This window comes from Acidovorax cavernicola (assembly GCF_003581445.1).
In genome coordinates this window covers 1-1,203 of record NZ_QXMN01000237.1, presented here as the reverse complement: position 1 = coordinate 1,203, position 1,203 = coordinate 1, and the positions used below count along the sequence as shown (strand labels likewise).

At 62.2% G+C, this 1,203-nt stretch carries 1 protein-coding gene; it reads right to left on the bottom strand.

The genetic code is table 11. The features are described from left to right. Positions 1 to 4: 4 nt before the first annotated feature. Positions 5 to 1,198 carry an elongation factor Tu gene (tuf, locus tag D3H34_RS32825; protein ID WP_119558884.1) on the bottom strand — a complete coding sequence of 398 codons (1,194 nt, stop codon included), beginning with the start codon at positions 1,196 to 1,198 and terminating at the stop codon, positions 5 to 7. Positions 1,199 to 1,203: the final 5 nt, after the last annotated feature.

Sequence of the window (1,203 nt, the reverse complement as noted above, 5' to 3'; positions counted from 1 at the left end):
CGGCTTAGATGTCGAGGATCTTTGCCACGACGCCCGAACCCACGGTACGGCCGCCTTCACGGATGGCGAAGCGCAGGCCTTCTTCCATCGCGATCGGGTTGATCAGCTTCACGGTGATGCTGACGTTGTCGCCAGGCATGACCATTTCCTTGTCCTTGGGCAGCTCGATCGCGCCGGTCACGTCCGTCGTGCGGAAGTAGAACTGCGGGCGATAGTTGTTGAAGAACGGCGTGTGACGGCCACCTTCGTCCTTGGACAGCACATACACCTCGGCGGTGAAGTGCACGTGCGGCTTGATCGAGCCAGGCTTGCACAGCACTTGGCCGCGTTCGACTTCTTCGCGCTTCGTGCCGCGCAGCAGCACGCCCACGTTGTCGCCAGCCTGACCTTGGTCCAGCAGCTTGCGGAACATTTCCACACCGGTGCAGGTGGTCTTGACGGTCGGGCGGATACCGACGATTTCGATTTCTTCGCCGACCTTGATCACGCCGCGCTCGACAGCGCCGGTCACCACGGTGCCGCGACCCGAGATCGAGAACACATCTTCCACGGGCATCAGGAACGTGCCGTCCACGGCGCGCTCAGGCGTCGGGATGTAGCTGTCGAGAGCTTCGGCCAGCTTCAGGATCGAGCCTTCGCCGAGTTCGCCCTTGTCGCCTTCCAGAGCCAGCTTGGCCGAGCCGTGGATGATGGGGGTGTCGTCGCCGGGGAATTCGTACTTGTCGAGGAGTTCGCGAACTTCCATCTCGACCAGCTCGAGCAGTTCCTTGTCGTCGACCATGTCGCACTTGTTCAGGAACACGATGATGTAGCCCACACCCACCTGGCGAGCCAGCAGGATGTGTTCACGGGTCTGGGGCATCGGGCCGTCAGCGGCCGAGCACACCAGGATGGCGCCGTCCATCTGAGCGGCGCCCGTGATCATGTTCTTCACATAGTCGGCGTGACCGGGGCAGTCCACGTGTGCGTAGTGGCGGTTGGCCGTTTCGTACTCGACGTGCGCGGTGTTGATCGTGATGCCGCGGGCCTTTTCTTCAGGCGCTGCGTCGATCTGGTCGTAAGCCTTGGCTTCGCCGCCGAACTTGGACGACAGCACGGTGGCGATCGCCGCCGTCAGCGTGGTCTTGCCGTGGTCAACGTGACCGATCGTGCCCACGTTCACGTGCGGCTTGGTGCGGGTGAATTTACCTTTTGCCATTTTTC

Coding starts and splice junctions, on each gene's coding strand:
- tuf (WP_119558884.1), bottom strand. CDS start 1,198: ATGGCAAAAGGTAAATTCACCCGCACCAAGCCGCACGTGAACGTGGGC.